14 protein-coding genes are annotated in these 17,370 nt (G+C 59.2%); 6 read left to right on the top strand and 8 right to left on the bottom strand.

Translation table 11 applies throughout. From position 1 onward, the window contains the following. Positions 1-167 precede the first annotated feature (167 nt). From Enr13x_RS32650 to Enr13x_RS32630, 5 genes are all read right to left on the bottom strand, one after another. Positions 168-2,438 carry a ribonuclease R family protein gene (locus tag Enr13x_RS32650; RefSeq protein ID WP_145391072.1) on the bottom strand — a complete coding sequence of 757 codons (2,271 nt, stop codon included), beginning with the start codon at positions 2,436-2,438 and terminating at the stop codon, positions 168-170. Between the two features lie 192 nt (positions 2,439-2,630). Next, positions 2,631-4,058: an aldehyde dehydrogenase family protein gene (locus Enr13x_RS32645; RefSeq protein WP_197455522.1), complete on the bottom strand. Its 1,428-nt coding sequence runs from the start codon at positions 4,056-4,058 to the stop codon at positions 2,631-2,633. Beyond that, a complete protein-coding gene (locus tag Enr13x_RS32640; RefSeq protein WP_145391070.1) occupies positions 4,055-4,759 on the bottom strand; it encodes a class I SAM-dependent methyltransferase in 705 nt (234 codons plus the stop codon). Before Enr13x_RS32640 ends, Enr13x_RS32645 begins: the two co-directional genes overlap by 4 nt. Then, complete coding sequence (locus Enr13x_RS32635) at positions 4,756-6,030, bottom strand: glycosyltransferase family 2 protein (protein ID WP_145391069.1); 1,275 nt, start codon at positions 6,028-6,030, stop codon at positions 4,756-4,758. Before Enr13x_RS32635 ends, Enr13x_RS32640 begins: the two co-directional genes overlap by 4 nt. A gap of 111 nt (positions 6,031-6,141) precedes the next feature. Next, positions 6,142-7,575: an ArnT family glycosyltransferase gene (locus tag Enr13x_RS32630; protein WP_145391068.1), complete on the bottom strand. Its 1,434-nt coding sequence runs from the start codon at positions 7,573-7,575 to the stop codon at positions 6,142-6,144. On the opposite strand from Enr13x_RS32630, the gene Enr13x_RS32625 reads away from it, so the two are divergent. Genes Enr13x_RS32625 through Enr13x_RS32615 form a run of 3 tightly spaced genes read left to right on the top strand, consistent with a single transcriptional unit; the run spans position 7,568 to position 10,041 of the window. Then, positions 7,568-7,777 (top strand): hypothetical protein, encoded by a 210-nt coding sequence (locus Enr13x_RS32625; protein WP_145391067.1) that lies wholly within the window; start codon positions 7,568-7,570, stop codon positions 7,775-7,777. The two genes, Enr13x_RS32630 and Enr13x_RS32625, sit on opposite strands and share 8 nt — an antisense overlap. Before the next feature lie 28 nt (positions 7,778-7,805). Then, positions 7,806-8,837 carry an arsenosugar biosynthesis radical SAM (seleno)protein ArsS gene (gene arsS / locus Enr13x_RS32620; RefSeq protein WP_145391066.1) on the top strand — a complete coding sequence of 344 codons (1,032 nt, stop codon included), beginning with the start codon at positions 7,806-7,808 and terminating at the stop codon, positions 8,835-8,837. Between the two features lie 46 nt (positions 8,838-8,883). Continuing rightward, positions 8,884-10,041 (top strand): methyltransferase domain-containing protein, encoded by a 1,158-nt coding sequence (locus Enr13x_RS32615; RefSeq protein ID WP_197455521.1) that lies wholly within the window; start codon positions 8,884-8,886, stop codon positions 10,039-10,041. Positions 10,042-10,374: 333 nt separating this feature from the next. On the opposite strand, the gene Enr13x_RS32610 is transcribed toward Enr13x_RS32615, so the two are convergent. Then, positions 10,375-11,163 carry a GxxExxY protein gene (locus Enr13x_RS32610; RefSeq protein ID WP_145391065.1) on the bottom strand — a complete coding sequence of 263 codons (789 nt, stop codon included), beginning with the start codon at positions 11,161-11,163 and terminating at the stop codon, positions 10,375-10,377. Between the two features lie 85 nt (positions 11,164-11,248). Between Enr13x_RS32610 and Enr13x_RS32605 the strand changes: the two genes are divergently transcribed. Then, positions 11,249-11,644 (top strand): VOC family protein, encoded by a 396-nt coding sequence (locus Enr13x_RS32605; RefSeq protein ID WP_145391064.1) that lies wholly within the window; start codon positions 11,249-11,251, stop codon positions 11,642-11,644. A gap of 118 nt (positions 11,645-11,762) precedes the next feature. Beyond that, a complete protein-coding gene (locus Enr13x_RS32600; protein ID WP_145391063.1) occupies positions 11,763-12,302 on the top strand; it encodes a Uma2 family endonuclease in 540 nt (179 codons plus the stop codon). A gap of 329 nt (positions 12,303-12,631) precedes the next feature. On the opposite strand, the gene Enr13x_RS32595 is transcribed toward Enr13x_RS32600, so the two are convergent. Then, the gene (locus Enr13x_RS32595; RefSeq protein WP_145391062.1) at positions 12,632-14,602 is read right to left on the bottom strand and encodes a sulfatase-like hydrolase/transferase; all 1,971 of its coding nucleotides are present in this window, start codon (positions 14,600-14,602) and stop codon (positions 12,632-12,634) included. 320 nt (positions 14,603-14,922) lie between these two features. Here Enr13x_RS32595 and Enr13x_RS32590 point away from each other — a divergent pair, with 320 nt between their 5' ends. Then, positions 14,923-16,353, top strand: coding sequence for a sulfatase (locus tag Enr13x_RS32590; RefSeq protein WP_145391061.1), 1,431 nt, complete (start codon positions 14,923-14,925; stop codon positions 16,351-16,353). 241 nt (positions 16,354-16,594) lie between these two features. Here the strand turns inward: Enr13x_RS32590 and Enr13x_RS32585 are convergent, their stop codons facing one another. Then, entirely contained in the window at positions 16,595-17,296 is a 702-nt protein-coding gene (locus tag Enr13x_RS32585) for a hypothetical protein (RefSeq protein WP_231743914.1), read from the bottom strand. Positions 17,297-17,370 lie beyond the last annotated feature (74 nt).

Below are 17,370 nucleotides of genomic sequence, written 5' to 3'. Positions count from 1 at the left end.
AGATGTCAATGATCGGCTGGGGGGCGGAGCGAAAAACACGCCGCGAAAGCTTCCGCGGTGTCCGCCTGACGAAAAGTGTACCGAATTCACAACGCCGTTCCAGGGTCGGCAAGGCCGGAAAGGGGGGGGAAGTTGTGCAGTCGGTCCTGTCACCCTCCCTGTCAGCATTAGCGTCGTTTGCGTTTGCCCTTTTGGCGACGTTCCTTTTTGCGTTTGTCTTTGTGCTTCGACTTGCCGCCGCCGGAATTGGCGGCTTTCACGCCTCGGTCGTTGGGGTTGCTGTTGCCGACCGAGTGATTCTTGACCGGTTCCAGGAACAGTTCCCGTTGGATCAGGTCGACGCGGCTGATTTTGACCGTCAATTGATCGCCCAGCCGATAGCGATGATGCGCTTTGAATCCGACCAGCATCTGACCGCGACGTTCGAATCGATATTGATCCGACGGCAGCTGGTCGACGCTGACGTAGCCGTCGACGGGAAGTTTGATACAGCGTGCCAGAAAGCCGTCGGCGAAGACCCGGCTGATGACGGCGGTCATCGTGTCGCCGAGGTGTTTCTTTAAGTAATGAAGTAGCTTCAGTTCGGTCAGTTCACGCTCGGCTTGCGCCGCGTTGCGTTCCATGTCGCTGCAATGGTGCCCCAGTTGCAACAACGCACCGACCGAATCATCCGGGGTCTTTTCACCGGCGTGAAGTCGGTCGATCAGACGATGCACGGTTAAATCCGGGTAACGCCGGATCGGACTGGTGAAGTGGCAATAGTGCTGCATGTCGAGCGCATAATGCCCGTCGGTCTGGGGGCCGTAGACCGCTTTGTTCATGCTTTTGAGCACCGCGAAATTCACCGCGTCTTCCAGCGGTGTGCCGGCGACGCGGTCGAGCACGTTTTGAATTTCGAAACGGCTTTCGACCGAGTCGATTCCCAATCGCAGGTCGCGAACGAAATGGGACAGCTGGCGCAGTTTGCGTCGTTCCGGCGGCGGGTGGATGCGGTGCAGGAATTTCAGCCCGGCGTCGTCCAGCCACGTCGCGACGGCTTGATTGGCCGCCAACATGAACTCTTCGATCAACTGGTGGCTTTCGGTGTTCTCCGTCCGGTACGCGCCTTTGACTTTGCCGCTACGGTCCAGTTCCAGTTTGACGTCGGGCATGTCCATCGAGATCGCACCGCGTTTGAAACGACGCTTGCGGATCGTCATCGCCAGGGAGTGCATGTCGCGGAGCATGTCACAAATCGCATCGCCCCACTTCTCGCGATACTTGTCCGGGGCTTCCAGGAATTGATCGACCAGGCGGTAGTGCAACCGCATGTCACTGCGGATCACAGTGTTGTGAACTTCGCTGTGAATCACGGTGCCGTCGTCGGTCATTTCGATCTCGACCGATTTGGCCAGCCGGACTTTTTCTGGCTGCAGGCTGGCCAAGTGATTGCTGATGATTTCCGGCACCATGGGAATCACGCGGTCGGGCAGGTAGACGCTGGTCGCCCGCTGGCGCGCTTCCTGGTCGAGTTGGCCGCCGGGATGGATGAAGTAGCCGACGTCGGCGATGTGCACCCACAACCGCCAGCGGCCTTCGTCTTCGCGAACCAGCGAAATGGCGTCGTCAAAGTCACGCGCGTCGTAGGGATCGATCGTCAGCGTCAGCTGTCCAGTCAGATCGAGCCGATCGGCGGGAGGGTTGTCTTCGTCAAATTCGTCGGCGCGTTGCCGTGCTTCGGCGATCACCGCTTCGGGGAACTCATCGGGCAAGGCGTATTGCCGCATGATGGTCAACGTGTCGATCCCGGGGTTGGTGGAACTGCCCAGTCGTTCCAGCAGAACCGCTTCGCCGCCCTTGCCGTTTTCGCCGGGAAACGTCACCACTTCGACAAACACCTTGTCGTCTTTCTCGATCGGCAAGCCTTGGATGTCGCCGATGAAGACCGGTGCGTCGTGTGGTGTGCCGTCCAAATAAACGGCCGGGCGGCCATCGACCATGTTGAACGTGCCGGTGAATTGGCGGCGCGATCGCTCGATGATTCGGCTCACGCTGCCTTCGCTTCCGCCGCGACGGCTCGGCCGGACTTTGACTTCGACCAAGTCACCTTCGAACGCCCCGCCGGTCTGTCCCGGCGGAATGAACAGGTCTTCGCTGACCGCTCCGTCGCCGGAGTCGCCCGGCCGGACGAAACCGAATTGGCCGCCGGCCGCCATCCGAAAGACGCCGCGAATCCGGTCCAGGGGGCCGCCGATCGCCCCGGTGCTGATGATCAAATGATTCGACGCATAGATCAGACGCCCTTCCAAGACCAGTTGCTTGATCGTGCGCCGCAGTTCCCGGTAATCGTCCGCGTCCAGATTTAACGTCGCGGCGATCTGCTTGGGTTTGCTCGGCCGGTATTCCGGCGAGACGACCAACCGCATCACGCGGTCGGCGAGTTCTTGTGAGATTTCCATATCAGGAAGGTAACGTTGTAAGTTGTTTGTTGTAAGTTGCGGGTTTCAAGTTCCAGGCGTTTGGGTTTCAAGTTGCGGGTTTCAAGTTTCAAGTTCCAGGCGTTTGGGTTTCAAGTTGCGCGTTTCAAGTTTCAAGTTCCAGGCACTACGTCAAATCCCAAACTTGGAACTTGAAACTTGAAACTTGAAACTTCAGTTCCGAAGCGTGACCCATTTCCAGGTCGTGAAGTCTTCGATCCCCGTCTCCATGCCTTCGCGGCCGAAGCCCGCTTGCCCGTCGCCTCCGAACGGGACTTCGGGTTCTTGCTGGATCGTCATGTCGTTGACGTGAACCATCGCAGTGCCCAAAGAATCTGCGAACGTCATCACCGCATCGAGATCCGAGGTGAAGACGGCTGCGGCGAGCATGCCGGGGGAGGCATTGGCGAGTTGCAATGCGTGCTGGCGGTCCTGGGCAGTCTCGATCGAGACGACCGGCCCGAAGGTTTCTTCGCGAAACAGCTTCATGGCAGACGTGACACCGGAAACGATCGTGGGGTTCACTCGATTGTTTGTCCACCGATTTCCGCACAAGAGGTTTGCCCCGCCAGCGACCGCATCGGCCAGATGATCGCGTATCCGTTGGCGGGCTTTCGCCGTGATGATCGGTCCGATCATCGTTTTCGGATCCGTCAACGCTCCCATGCCCAGTGACCCTGACGCGGCGACAAAACGCTCCGTGAACGCCTGTGCCAGGGATTGGTCGACGATCACGCGGCTGGATGCCATGCAGATCTGGCCCTGGTAAATGAACCCGCCGCGCACCGCCGCAGCGACCGCGGCGTCCAGGTTCGCGTCGTCGAGCACGATCAGCGGGTTCTTGCCACCGAGTTCCAACGTGACCCGTTTTCCGTGACGGCCGCACAGCGATTGCACCCGCCGTCCGACGGCCGCCGAGCCGGTGAAACTGACCGCGTCGATCCGCGGGGCGCTGACCAAGTCGTCCCCGATCTCTGCGCCGATCCCCAGCACCATGTTCAACGCCCCGGCGGGCAGCCCCGCGTCGTGGTACAGCTGGGCGATCGCGGCGGCGATCATCGGCGTCTGTTCCGATGGCAGCCAGACGACGGTGTTGCCCGTCGCCAACGGCATGCTGCTGTGTTTGATGCCCTTGATCAGCGGGACGTTGAACGGGGTGATCGAGGCGACGACGCCGAGCGGTTTTCGAAACCCCAGACTCCAGCGGCCCGGAACGTCACTCGAATACGTGCGCCCGGTCATCCGTCGGGCCATCGCCGCGTTGGCTTTTAACACTCGGGTCGCGATCCCGATTTCCATCGACGCTTTGCCCAAGGGCGATCCGATTTCGCGAATCAATAAATCGCGAAAGTCTGCCGATCGCTGTTCCAACAGGTCCGCCGCCCGCAGCAAGATGGCTTCACGCTGCGACGGCCCCAGCTCTTGAAAACGCTCGAACGCCTTGGCGGCTGAATCGACCGCCAACGCGACATCGCCGGCGTCGCCACGGGGTGCCGTCGCGATCACCGAGTCGTCTTCGGGGTTGAGCGATTGGAAACTGCGGGCGGACGACGCGGCGTGGTGCTGGCCGTCGATCCAGTGGTGCAGGGTAGGGTGGTTCAATGGGCTTTCGGTGCGGTGATGGCGGCAAGTTTTCCCCAAGTCGTCTTCCAGGATTCGATCTCGAAGTGCCGCTGGAACGTTTCGCGGATCACGTCGGGCATCCCCAGCCATTGTTCGTACGTCACGCGTTCTCGCTCGGTCATGATCGCCAACGCGTCGCCTTTGGCATACAGCTTTCGCATCAACGACAGCTCGGTGACGGCGTGGGCGAACACCAGGAACGGCGTCTTCCACGGTTCGATGACGTAAAACTTTCCCGAAGGTTTTAGGATTCGATGCACTCCCGCGAGCGATCGATCCAAATCCGTCGGCATGTCCGGCAAGTGGTGCAGACCGCCCTGGACGATCACCACATCATAGCGGTCCGATTCCAGCGGCAGGTCCAGGCAATCGGCCAAGTGCAGTTGGGCCGGCCCGCGATACTCTTCCAACAGGCTATCGCTCAGATCGACGCCTTCGAGATTTCGGAACCCCATACGCTGCAGTGCAACGAGCCCGTTGCCACGGCCGCAAAAGATTTCGACGATGCGGCTGTCGCGGTTCAGTGTTTCGAAACCGAATCGCCGCAGCCGTTTGATGAACTTTGCGATCTCCTGTTCCGGCGTCTCAAACCGCTTGTACGCGGCTTCCCAGACGGGGTCACAGCACAATTGCCCCGCGGCGACGTGGCGGATGATGTCGGGGCTGGCCGAATCGCTCATGACGGGGTCTCCTCCGCCGGGGCGGTGTTTGTCGGGTGATCGTCGCGTGTTCCCGCGACCGGGCGATCGAGCCGGCGGGAACGTTGCATCATCAACACGCCGCTCATCAGTGATGCCATGGCGGTTTGGAAACCGATCGCGACCAGTGTCACGCCCGGTACGACCCAACGCATTGTGAACGGATAATTCAACGCCCCGAAATCCTGTTGCCACCATCGCCAAACCACGAAGCCGATCATCGCCACGCCGCCGATCCCGGCCGCAATCCCGAACGCCAGTCCGCGTTCGACGGTGACGTGTTCCAGTTTTTCGTGGGGCGGCATCATGCCTTCACGGCCGGTGAAAATCCTCGCCAGCGTCGCCAGCAACACGCACTGCCATCCCATCAACACCAACAGGCTGGCGACCAACAGCGTGTGGACGTCCAACGCCGCGCCGAACACTTTGACTTGCGGCAGCGCCAAGGCGTAACCGACCAGCCCGACCATCAACAGAACCATGCCGGGGCGGAAGAACGTCCACGTGGGGCTGAAGGCCAAGAACAAACGCAGCGTTCGCCAGCCGTCGCGAAAGGTCCGTAAATGCGGCGGATGCGCCTGGCGGCCGTCGGGGTGAAGCGTGATCGGAACCTGGCTCCAAGACGTGCCATGGGAATCACGATGCAGTCCGCTCTTGATGATCATCTCCGTCGCAAACTCCATCCCCGGCGAACGAAGGTCGAGCTGGTCGTAGTGTTTCCGCGTGAAGCCGCGCATCCCACAATAGATGTCGTTGATCGGGATGCGAAACATCAATCGGACGAGCCAGCTGAGCACGGGGTTGCCGAACCAACGATGCAAAAACGGCATCGCACCGGGTAAGACTTTGCCGCCACCGCGGGGCAGTCGGCAGCCTTGGACCAAGTCGTGTCCCTGACGCAGTGAGTCGATGAATTTGGGGATTTCCAGAAAGTCGTAGCTGTCATCGGCGTCGCCCATCAGCACGTACTTGCCTCGGCTGGCTTCGATGCCGTGCATCAACGCCGCGCCGTATCCTCGCTGGGGAACGTCGACGATCCGCGCTCCTTGTTCAATCGCCAACTCCTGTGACCCGTCGGTGCTGCCGTTATCGGCGACGACGACTTCGCCCACGATGCCCGCTTCCTTCATCGCCCGGACGGCTTTTTCGACACACGTTGCCACCGTATCGGCTTCGTTCAGACAGGGCATGACGACCGACAGCTCGATCCGCTTGGTTTCATCACTCGGCCTGCTTTCTCCTGAACTGCTCATTCGGATTGGGTCGCTTCGGTAGGATCGTCGTTGGGGAACAATGGGTCAAAAGATGAGTGGGTCAAAAGATGAGTGGGTTAGAGTTTGATGAGATTTCTTCCTCGTTCTCTCTTATTTTTTGACCAATAAATTTTTTGACCAAACACCCCGCCAAACTTTCAACCCCCCATCGCAAGCCGAAATCGAGACGATTGCCAGCACGATCACCAGCAGGACAACCGGCTCGACGATCATCCGGTAGCGGTACGCGGGAATCTCCAGTACCGCGGTCACCGTGGCAAAATAGCCGAGGATCGCTCCCAGCCACAGGCCGGCGGCGCGTGTGGGACGCCGCCAGATCAGCAGCATCGTTGCAGCGAGCGTCGCCAACATCAACAACGTGTTGCCGGCCAGCCAATTGCTCCATCGATGGCGGAGGGCTGTATCGACAGGTGGGACTTTAACGCCCCAGACCGGCTGTCCGACATAAAACTCCTGTGACAACGTTTCACGCGTCACGGTTTCGTCCGCTGCCAGATCCGCCAGTTGAGCCGGGATCTGTGTCGCCCGTGTGCGCCAAAAGTTGATCAGCCGACGCAGTGTTTTTATTCCGAACGGCAACGGTGACTCCGCGATCGCCTCGGTCGCCACGCGTTTCATCAATCGGTCTGCCGAGGGGTCGTCCATCCCCGACGTGGTCAGTGCGTTGGAGACGGTCCAGGTATGTCGCCAACTCTGGTCGACCGACAGATTGCCCCACACGTCGTCTCCCAACTGTGTCTTCAGCCGCGCAGCACCGGCGGATTCGGGCAACCCCAATCCGGCGCCGCTGCCGTCCTGGAAGGTGACGATCCAGAGGTTGCGTCCGACGAATTCGGTCAGCATTGCTTTGCCGAACAGGGCGTGATTGCGGGCCAGCCAGGGACTGACACAGCCGACCGTGACGATTCCCGCCAACAGGACACCGATCCAACCACGCCGATGGCACAGGTGCTGCGTCGCCGGATTGGCAATCCAGTACCAACTGGTGATGACATAAATCAGGTCGGCGATCCACACCAACATCGCCACCGGACGCGTCAGGATTGCCAACCCGAGTGTCAATCCGACCATCAACCCGCCCGCCACCGTCGGCCGGCGGGTGAACCGAGCGACCGACCATAGATGCAGGACGATCGAAAAAACGAACAGCGTTTCGGTCAGCACCGTCGTGACATACACGGCCGAGCAGAGCATCGGGATCGCCAGGGCCACGACGACCCACACGACACGCCGGTCTCGCGAAATCTCCGACGCAAGCGCCGCGATCAATCCGATCGTGGCCATCCAGAGCACACCTTGGAAGACAACCAGGGCGAACAGCGGATCGCTGGAAACGGCGCGGAACAAACCGATCAGCCACGGGTAGGCCGGTGTTCGGTAAGCGATCGGGCGTTGCATCAACAGCCAATCGCCGTCGGCGACCAAGCCGCCCAATTCCCAATAGAACCCGGCGTCAAGCACCATCGGACTGGGGCCGCGCATCACAACACCGACCACTTTGGCGATCAGCAATCCGATGAGCAAGAAGAGCCCGATTTTGCGCGGCAAAGACAATTTGGTCGATTCGGTAAAGGTGCTCGGTAAAGGTGCCTGGTGTACCTGTCTCGCGACTGCTACGCCGGTCGCTGGCAGAAAGTTCTTGATCGCGGGCGGATTCGGCGGCGATTCCGGGCTGGCGGTTGCACACACCGCGTGGGCATTGTCTTATCTTTTGCACTGCCCCTAGCTCCGTCGCTCCCATTCTTGCTGCGTCCATGAAATCACTGTTGCCGGTCATCAACGCCGGTCTGCCTACCAATCTTGTCCAGCCGTTCGCCGCCCGGGTCGCCCGCGAAGCCTCGCCGCTGCGGCGAATCGCGGTGGAACAATTGCAAATCAACCTCGGTAAACTGTGCAACCAGACCTGCACGCACTGTCATGTCGACGCCGGGCCGACGAAAACGCGTGAGAACATGGACGCCAAGACGGCGGCCCGTGTCGTCGAACTGTCACGCGATTGTCGCTCCCTCCGAACCGTCGATCTGACCGGCGGCGCGCCGGAGATGAATCCGAGTTTCTGTGACCTGGTCCGTGAGTTTCGCGGTCGCGGAATTCGGGTCATCGATCGATGCAATCTGACCATCCTGCAACAACCGGGCTATGAATGGGCCGCGCCCTTTTTGGCAAACCACGGCGTCGATGTCGTCGCTTCGCTGCCGTGCTATTTGGAACAAAATGTCGACGGCCAACGCGGCGACGGAGTGTTTCGACAAAGTCTCGATGCGCTGCGCCAGTTGAATGACCTCGGCTACGGTGACGATTCCACCCGACTGCGGCTGGATCTGGTGTTCAACCCCACCGGTCCGTCTCTGCCCCCGGACCAAGCGAGTCTACAAGCCGACTACAAACGCGAACTCCATGCACGCTATGGCATTCGATTCAACCAGCTGCTGACGATCACGAACATTCCGATCAAACGCTACGCGATGTTCCTGGCCAAAAAACAACGCCTCGAGCAGTACATGCATCTGCTGGAGGAAAATTTTAATTCCGATGCGGCAGAGGAGGTGATGTGCCGATCGCTGCTGTCGATCGCCTGGGACGGTGCGATTTATGATTGTGACTTCAATCAAATGATCGAGTTGCCCGCCTCCAGTTCCGCCGTTGGATCCGGTTCGTCCGCGCCGCCGACGATTTGGAACACCGATTCGCTGCACCAGTTTGCCAACCGCCGCATCGCAACCGCAGACCACTGCTACGGGTGTACCGCCGGTGCGGGCAGCAGTTGCAGCGGCGCGTTGTTGTAGTTGTTGTAACACGACCCTTTTCCTGACCGACCAACCTTCGTCCGCCATGTCAGCATTGAATACCGAATCTGCCGTTCGTCAACGTTATTCCTCGGCCGCCGAGACGCGTGAACCCGAACTGTGTTGCCCGGTCGACTACGACCGACGCTACCTGGAAGTCATTCCGCAAGAAGTGATCGATCGCGATTACGGATGCGGTGACCCATCGAAGTATGTCCGACAAGGCGAGACGGTGTTGGACTTGGGCAGCGGTGGCGGAAAGATCTGTTTCATCGCCGCACAAGTCGTCGGTCAGTCCGGCGCCGTGATCGGTGTGGATATGAACGACGACATGCTCGCGTTGGCCAGAAAAAGCCAACACGTCGTCGCCGAACGAATCGGCTACGACAACGTCCGGTTCTGCAAGGGCAAGATCCAAGACCTGCAGATCGATCGAGATCGCGTGGATGAGTACCTGGTCCAAAACCCCGTCAACAGCGAAGCCGCGTTGCAGCGGTTTGAAGCGTTCGTCGCGGACATGCGATCGCAACAACCGATGATCCCCGACAACTCCGTCGATGTCGTGGTCAGCAATTGCGTGTTGAACTTGGTCGACGCGGCGGAGAAGGAGAAACTGTTCGCGGAGATCTTTCGCGTCTTGCGGCCCGGCGGCAGAGCCGTGATCAGTGACATCGTCAGCGATGAACCGGTCCCGGTGCACATGCAGCAGGATGGTCGTCTGTGGAGTGGCTGCATCAGCGGATCGCTGCAAGAAAAAGCGTTCATCGACGCGTTCACTCACGCGGGGTTTCAAGCCGCCCAGATGCCGGCCTATCAAAACGAACCGTGGCAAATCGTCGAGGGGATCGAATTTAGATCCGTCACGGTCATCGCCTACAAGTACCCCGACACGCTCTGCTATGAACACAACGAAGCGGTGATGTATCGGGGGCCCTACGCCAGTGTGAAAGACGACGACGGCCACGAATTCACTCGCGGTGTCCGAGCCGCCGTCTGCCGCAAAACGTTCGAGAAAATGCAGAGCGAACCCTACACGCAAGACTTCGTCGGTCTCTCACCGGCAACGGAAATCCTGCCACAAGACGCGGCGCACTACGACTGCACCGGCGGCCGGGTCGAACGCTCGCCGAAGGTCACCAAAGCCGGCGGGAAATCGGTGCAACTGCCGATCGGGGATTGCTGCGGAGAGGGAGGGTGTTGCTGAGGGGAGGTTGGTCAAAAAATGGGTTGGTCAAAAAATGGGTTGGTCAAAAAATGGGTTGGTCAAAAAATGGGTTGGTCAAAAAATGGGTTGGTCAAAAAATGGGTTGGTCAAAAAATGAGTTGGTCAAAAAATGAGTTGGTCAAAAAATGAGTTGGTCAAAAAATGAGTTGGTCAAAAAATGGGCGAGTGATTTTCCATGAACGTACTGCCCTGTTCTTTCTTATTTTTTGACCACTAAATTTTTTGACCAAACCTCTCCACCAAACCTCTCCACCAAACCTCTCCACCAAACCTCTCCACCAAACCTCTCCACCAAACCTCTCCACCAAACCTTCAAACCACCGTCACAAACCGAACCTCTTTAAGCGAAATATTGATCCAGTGAATCGCCTCGAACGGACTATGGCGAAGTAGCTTACGCAAATTCTGTTCGTACTGGCGATGACCGTTCAGCAACGCCGTCACCTCAAACGCCGACCGATTGCTCAGGACATGGAACCGTTGCCTTCCCAGTGGCAATCCATCGCGATTCATTGGAACCTGTTTCACCACACGCTCTTCACCGCCGAGCAAATGTGTCAACGCCTGGTAGTACAAGGGCAGGCTCAGGCCGGTCCCCCAATCTCGGAGAATGTCGATACACAGGCGTCTCAACGGTGATTCGTCGCACCAGCGAATTCCATCGATAGCGAAGCTCTGACGTTGTGATCGAGTCGTCCCCGAATTGACAAATTGACATTCCACTCGATCTGTCCTGAAGTTGATGAGTTTCCCGCGTTCAATATCCAGCAGGTAGAGATAGTTCAGCAGTTGCATTTCGTGCTCCGGCGTCAAGGCACGTGCCACTTTGAGTTCATAGACACCACATTTCCCGACGACCGCGTCTAGGACGTAGCGTTTTTCAAAGGTGTCGAAGGTCACGTAGACCGGAACCTCGATCTGCGTGTCCAGTCCGGATTCGCGTAGTCTGGCGGCAAAGTCGGCTTTGTAGACGAATTCGTCCGCCAGAGGGCCGAGGCAATTGTGGGTGCAGAATGCTTGGGGCATCACCTTGCAGTAGTCCAAGGCTTTGAATTCTTGATAAGACGGGCTGCGAATCGCCAAGGGGCATGAAATGGGCATGATCGATCCTTTGGATGAGCAGAAGAGGATTGGATTTTATAGAATTCTCGTGCCCGTTTGATCTCCTTTGCCCAAGAGTCGTTCGATGAAATTTGGTTACACGCTGCTTTATGTTGCCGATGTAGAGCAGTCCCTGGCGTTCTATGAGTCCGCGTTCGGCTTTGCTCGCAAATCCATGCACAAGGACGGTGACCAGGAATATGGCGAACTGGACAGCGGTGCCGTCACGCTCGGGTTTGTCTCCCATGCCTTGGCCGGGTCACACGGGTTGGACTATGCCGAAACGCGTCCCGATGGCCCATCGGCCGCGTTTGAAATCGCGTTCACAACCCCAGACGTCCAGGCGGGCTATGACCGCGCGATCGAAAACGGTGCCGTCGCCGTGTCACCGCCGAAGACAAAGCCGTGGGGGCAAACCGTTTCCTATGTTCGCGACAACAACGGTTTCTTGATCGAGATCTGTTCGCCGATGGGCGGCTAAGAGTCGTCGCCGCCGCGACTGGTGGGGGGCCCCGGATTGGAGCCAATTGGCGTACACTCGCTGAGGCAGATAAACTCAGGGGCATCCGGCCGCTATTCCTTCTAACCTCCAAATTCGCATGAGTTCCGCGCCTCGATACCGTCCGGCTTACACCGTGGAGGATTACGCGCGATGGGAAGGCGAATGGGAACTTTGGGATGGGATGCCCGTTTCGATGAGCCCCAGTCCCTTTGGTCGGCACTCTCAGCTGCTCGTTCGCATCGCAACCCAACTGGAGCTTGCGGTCGAGTTAAGCGGATGCCGTGCCGCGGTGCTCGCCGAGATTGATTGGATCATTTCGAACGATACGGTCGTGCGCCCCGATGTGTCGGTGGTTTGTGGAGACGCCCCGGTCAGGCATGTCGAACAGCCGCCCGCGCTCGTCGCGGAAGTTCTTTCGGATGCGACCCGCAGTCGAGACGTCGGAGAAAAGAAAGACCTCTATCGCGACCAAGGCGTCCGTTGGTATCTGGTCATCGACCCCGAGGCGAACAGCCTCTCGGCGTGGTCGCTCGATGCCGGCGGGCGCTTTCAGTCGGTTCCCGCAACCGAATCTCTCGCTATTGACATTTGTGGTGATTGCCGATTGTCTCTCGATTTGAAACGCATGCTGCGTTAGCGGATTACAGCTGCCCAATCGAAAACACCAGTCGGTGAAGTCGTCGACGTTGCGACTGGTGGGCGGAACGATTCGTCGGTCCCATCGGGCAAAACAATGGGGGCAAAACGATGAGTTCGCAGAACGATGGCCTTCCGACTCCCTCGTTAACGCGACTCTGTGGTCAAAAGAAGCCACCCAAAAACTTTTACGGCTGAAGGTGACCCGCAGGTCGCTCACAATCCATGGACGCTGCCAGTCCGGCGAACGGTCGACGAAAATCAAACCATTTGCAATCGTCATCGCAGCAGGTCGCACCCTCTGCTGCAGTGTACTGCGTGTTCCGTGGATCAGTTAGAGTGACCTGGCGTCGTGGTCGCGACGTTGCACGTGACAATGGTTGCAGTGAAAACGTTGGGGGCCTCGTAGTCTCCGGCGGCCGACTGGTCGTCCGAACCGACCGACACTCCGTCCTTGGGTTGCACCGTGATCAATCCGGGTGAGGGCAGCGTCGTCGCCGTCCCGCCGTTGATCGACAGGCTGATCGATTGGCCATCGAGCGTTGCGACCAGGCGACTTTGCCCACTGACTTTGATGTTCGATTTCAGCCGCGTGACGTTCCCGGATCGGCGGACATCAAAGACCGGTTCTCCGTCGATCACGTGCAACGCATAGCCGTGTTCGCGTCCACCTTGCGCCACGACCACACCGTGCGGTTTGGGGCCTTTGATCGTCGCTTTGATCTCCAAGTTTCGGTTGGCGATCGGCGGCGTCTTCAGGACCGGGAGGTTTTTTTGCGAAGATCGCGATGGCACGCGGCGGTTCCTTGGGACCGCTTCGGGATAGCCGGCGAGAATCGCTTTCAAGTCTGCCAGGAGGTCCGGTTTTTCATTCGCCAGATTCTGTGTTTCACTCGGGTCGGCTTCATAGTCGTACAGTTCGTACTCGGCATCGGTCGAGTCTACACCGGGTGTTTTCCATTCGACCAACCGGTAACGTTCGGTGCGAATCGCTCGCCCCATCTTGCGTTTGGGGTAGGCGTGAAAGGCGTGTCCCCGCACGCGAACGCTGGGATCTTTCAGCACCGGTACCAGGCTGACGCCGTCGATCGATTGGGGGCCGGTGGGCTCGGGCAGTCCAGCCAACTCGGCCAGCGTGAGATAAATGTCGACGCTCTCGGCGGGCTGGCCGGTGGATTGATTCGGCTTCGTCGTCCCCGGCGCGATGATGAAGATCGGGATCCGATTGGCTTGTTCGTAGTTGGTGTGCTTGGTCCAGATCCCCAGATCGCCGAGGTGGAACCCGTGGTCGCCCCAAAGCACGATGATGGTGTCATCGGACAGTTTCAGTTCATCGAGTGCGTCGATGACCTTGCCGATTTGTGCGTCGACGTAACTGGTGCTGGCATAATAGCCGTGAATCAGGCTGCGTTTCAGCTGGTCGGAATACTCGGCATCGCGATCTTCGGGGACGGGTTTGTAATTGGTGATTTCACCGCCGCGTTTGTGCGCGACGGTCGGCGAGTCTTTGGGCAGGTCTTCGTTGTCCGGCATCGGCAACTCGTCCGGATCAAACAGGTCCCAGTATCGCTTGGGTGCGGAGAAGGGCAGGTGGGGGCGGGCGAACCCGGCGGCGATCAAGAACGGCGTTCCATCGGCGTCGCGCCGTTGTTTGGCCGCGCGCAGGCGACGCATCGTTTCGGCGGCGACACGTCCGTCGGCATAGGCTTCGTCGTCGGCGACGGGCGATTCGTAGGCCGCTCCGCGCGGCAGCGACTTGATGCGGTCGAGCTGTTGGTTGGTGAAGTACGCTTCTTCACGCGTCAGCTGTCCTCCGCCGGTGCTTTCCGGATCGACGTACTCAATCACTTTTTCTTTGAAGTGCTCAATGGAAAACGATTCCGGATCGCCATGGTTGCCGTGGCCGATGTGAAAGATCTTGCCGAGCGATTCGGTGCGATAGCCGTGCTCGGCAAAGTGTTGCGGCAGCGTGACCGCGTCGGGCATCACTTGCCGCAGTTCGCTGCCCAGCCCATACAGCCCCGTCGACGTGGAGTGTGAGCCGAGCATCAGGGTGAACCGTGAGGGAGCACAGACGGCTTGGTTGCAATAAGCGGCATCGAATCGCATGCCCCGCGCGGCGAGTGCGTCCAAATTCGGCGTCTTGGCGATCGGGTCGCCGTAGCATCCCAGCGCCGGTTTCAAGTCGTCGACCAGAATCATCAGGACGTTGGGCCGCTCGGCTGATACGTTCGTCGTGGCCGACCAAAGGACGAGCAGACAACAGAGTTGTAGGGACAGGAAACGGGGGCGGGTATTCATCGGTGCCGTGTGGGGAGGGGGCGGTCGGGAGCGAGACGCTCTATTACAGCCTGTCATCGTCGCCCGTGCCATGTAATCAGGCGTTTTGTTGCTTTGAAATCTTGTCAGGCGGTGGGAGGAGATTGTTGGTCAAAAAATGGGGTGGTCAAAAAATGGCGGGGAAAGGACCACGGATCGCAAAGCGTACCCACGGATTTCAGGGGACGAGAACTCCGCTGGCACGATTTCTGATATTTTTTGACCCACCCATTTTTTGACCACCGCTCCGGATACCATGGGTTGAAACCAAACCTTCCCAAGACGCGAAATTCCCCAGACCGATGCATCGCCTCCGATCGATTTCCGCCCTCTTCGTCTTCATCGCAGCTGCAGCCACGCTCGGCGCCGAACGCCCCAATGTCCTGTTGATCTGCGTCGATGATCTCCGTCCGGAACTGAATTGTTTCGGGAAATCGTATATCCAATCGCCGAACATCGATGCGCTTGCGGCGTCTGGTCGTGCGTTTCAGCGGCATTACGTCCAGGCACCGACGTGCGGTGCGTCTCGCTACACCTTGCTGACGGGGCTCTACGGTCCGGCCAGCAACGGGGCGCTGTTTGCACGCGCGAAACAAATGCAAAACGATTCCGCCGCGGTTCCGCCCAGCATGCCGGCTTGGTTTCGCAAGCATGGTTATCGGACCGTTTCGGTCGGCAAGGTCTCACATCATCCCGGTGGACGTGGCGGTTCGGACTGGGACGACGAAGCGATGCCCGAGATGCCGAACGCCTGGGACCGACATTTGCTGCCGGCCGGCGACTGGCAGCACCCGCGCGGTTGGATGCACGGGCTGGCTCACGGCGAGATCCGCAAGAATGCCAAAGAGATGGACGTGTTCCAGTCGGCCGAGGGTGATGATTCGATTTATCCCGACGGAATCTCGGTCGACGAAGCACTGCGTCAGCTGGATCAATTGACCGCCGCCGACGAGCCGCCGTTCTTTCTGGCCGTCGGAATCCTGCGTCCCCATTTGCCGTTCGGTGCGCCGGCCAAGTACATGAAGCCCTACATCGATGTGGAATTGCCGCCGATCCCGCATCCCGAAAAGCCGCAGGGAAAAACGACCTGGCATTCGTCCGGCGAATTCATGAAGTACAACCGCTGGGGACGCAACCCCAACGATGACGATGCGTTCGCCACCGACGTCCGCCGACACTACGCCGCTTGCGTCACGTATGCCGACGCGCAGGTCGGTCGAGTGCTCAATCGCTTGGAGGAAACGGGGCAAGCCGACAACACAATCGTGGTGTTGTGGGGAGACCACGGTTGGAATCTCGGCGAGCACGCGATCTGGGGCAAACATTGTCTGTTCGAAGAATCGTTGCGGTCGCCGTTGATCATCCGCTACCCCAAGATGAGACAGGTCGGAAAGCCGGCCGATGGAATCGTCGAAACCCTCGACGTCTTCCCCACTCTCTGCGACCTGGCGGGGGTGCGGATTCCAGCGTTCGCTGCAGGCCGATCGCTTCGGCCGTTGTTGGAAAACGAAGACGCTGAGGGGCATTCGGCGATCGCCTATCGCAACAACGCCAAAACGATTCGCACCGACACACATCGATTGATCGTGCACAAGGACGGATTTGTGGAATTGTACGATCATCGAAATCCGGATGCCGAAACGGTCAACCTGGCGGCGTCGGACGATCGCCCCGAGGAGCTGATCGAGGAGCTGCTTGAACGGATCGAACAGCGGTTGCCCGAATCTCGTTGAGACCATGATCAGAGAGGTGGGATAGGCTTCCAGCCTGTCGGCTGGAAGCCTGTTCCACGGGATCGCAAGCTGGAAGCTTACGCCACGTTAGGCTGGAAGCCTGTTCCGCGGGGTCGCAAGCTGGAAGCTTACGCCACGTTAGGGCAGGAAGCCTGTTCCATGGGGTCGCAAGCTGGAAGCTTACGCCACGTTAGGCTGGAAGCCTGTTCCATGGGGTCGCAAGCTGGAAGCTTACGCCACGTTAGGGCAGGTTGGGGTTGGTGAAGATGGCCAGACCGAAGCCGGCTTGCCAGTCATCGGCATCGCGGCCTTCGGTGGTGACCATGTATCGCCCGTAGCTGGTCAAGCGGATTCGGGGTGTCCACCAAAAATGGGCGCCGACTTCGGGATAGATCGCCGCCAGGGAGCCCGAGAAGCGTTCCTTGTCTTCGCCGCGTTCGTCGATGAACCCGTCGTCGTCGTTGTCGATCCAGTCATCGTCGGCGGAGACCACTTCTTTGGCGTATCCCGCATAGACGCCCGCGCCGACGAAGGGTGCCAGTCGGCTGGGCGTTTGCAGTCGCAACCCCGCGTCCACGCCGGTGAACCAGTCATCGCCGTTGCCCATGCCCATCAAGGAGGCCCGCGCCGTCATGAAGCTGGTCGCATACATTTCCGCTCCGATGTCGACCGTGAATAGGCCGTCGTCGGCATCGCTTCGTTTGGTGACGCCGCTGGAGACGAACATGCCGCTGGCGTCTTCTTGGAATCTCGCGTCGGAGGCCTGCTTGAGCTTGCCCAGCACGTCGCTCTTTTCCGCACCGTCACAGTATTTTTCGGCGTACTCGGGATCGTCCATCGCCCAGCGGGAACGCAGGATCCCGGTCGGCAGCGCGCAGCCGAGTTGCGTCAGCGCGGCGACCGTCATCGCTAGCATCAGGGCGGACGCTCGGTTGGGGATCACGATGAACTCTCATTGACGATTTGCGGGGGCACGGTTCAGCGATCATCCCTAGCAAAACGGGTGGGGCAAGGTCA

The sequence above is a fragment of the Stieleria neptunia genome (genome assembly GCF_007754155.1).
GTDB lineage: Bacteria > Planctomycetota > Planctomycetia > Pirellulales > Pirellulaceae > Stieleria > Stieleria neptunia.
This window is presented reverse-complemented; position numbering and strand designations above follow the sequence as displayed.

Bases quoted from the DNA above. Each gene is read 5' to 3' on its own strand.
- Enr13x_RS32650 (WP_145391072.1), bottom strand. From the start codon at position 2,438: ATGGAAATCTCACAAGAACTCGCCGACCGCGTGATGCGGTTGGTCGTC.
- Enr13x_RS32640 (WP_145391070.1), bottom strand. From the start codon at position 4,759: ATGAGCGATTCGGCCAGCCCCGACATCATCCGCCACGTCGCCGCGGGG.
- Enr13x_RS32635 (WP_145391069.1), bottom strand. From the start codon at position 6,030: ATGAGCAGTTCAGGAGAAAGCAGGCCGAGTGATGAAACCAAGCGGATC.
- Enr13x_RS32625 (WP_145391067.1), top strand. From the start codon at position 7,568: ATGAGCAAGAAGAGCCCGATTTTGCGCGGCAAAGACAATTTGGTCGAT.
- arsS (WP_145391066.1), top strand. From the start codon at position 7,806: ATGAAATCACTGTTGCCGGTCATCAACGCCGGTCTGCCTACCAATCTT.
- Enr13x_RS32615 (WP_197455521.1), top strand. From the start codon at position 8,884: ATGTCAGCATTGAATACCGAATCTGCCGTTCGTCAACGTTATTCCTCG.
- Enr13x_RS32610 (WP_145391065.1), bottom strand. From the start codon at position 11,163: ATGCCCATTTCATGCCCCTTGGCGATTCGCAGCCCGTCTTATCAAGAA.
- Enr13x_RS32605 (WP_145391064.1), top strand. From the start codon at position 11,249: ATGAAATTTGGTTACACGCTGCTTTATGTTGCCGATGTAGAGCAGTCC.
- Enr13x_RS32600 (WP_145391063.1), top strand. From the start codon at position 11,763: ATGAGTTCCGCGCCTCGATACCGTCCGGCTTACACCGTGGAGGATTAC.
- Enr13x_RS32595 (WP_145391062.1), bottom strand. From the start codon at position 14,602: ATGAATACCCGCCCCCGTTTCCTGTCCCTACAACTCTGTTGTCTGCTC.
- Enr13x_RS32590 (WP_145391061.1), top strand. From the start codon at position 14,923: ATGCATCGCCTCCGATCGATTTCCGCCCTCTTCGTCTTCATCGCAGCT.